Annotated in this window: 1 protein-coding gene; it reads right to left on the bottom strand. The window is 70.5% G+C overall.

Annotation, left to right across the window (positions count from 1 at the left end; genetic code table 11):
- Positions 1–244 (bottom strand): FG-GAP repeat domain-containing protein (locus BGIM_RS66785; RefSeq protein ID WP_202947405.1); only part of this gene is annotated, 244 nt, incomplete at both ends.

The following is a 244-nucleotide window of genomic DNA, read 5'->3' as shown; positions in this document are numbered from 1 at the left end:
GCGACGAGGTCGGGCTTGCCGTCCCCGTTCACGTCACCGATCACCACCGAAGTCGGAAACGAGCCGACGGGGACGGGCGAGCCGGGGGCGGGGGCGAACTTGCCGTCCCCGTTCCCCAGCAGCACGCTGACCGTTTTGTCTTGGCGGTTGGCGGTGACGAGGTCGGGCCGACCGTCCCCGTTCACGTCCCCGATCACCACCGAAATCGGTCCGGCGCCGACGCCGGCGAAGTTTGGGGGAGCGC

It is taken from the genome of Zavarzinella formosa DSM 19928 (assembly GCF_000255705.1).
GTDB classification, from domain to species: domain Bacteria; phylum Planctomycetota; class Planctomycetia; order Gemmatales; family Gemmataceae; genus Zavarzinella; species Zavarzinella formosa.
The sequence above is the reverse complement of the archived record's forward strand: the minus strand, read 5'-3'. Positions and strand labels throughout refer to the sequence as shown.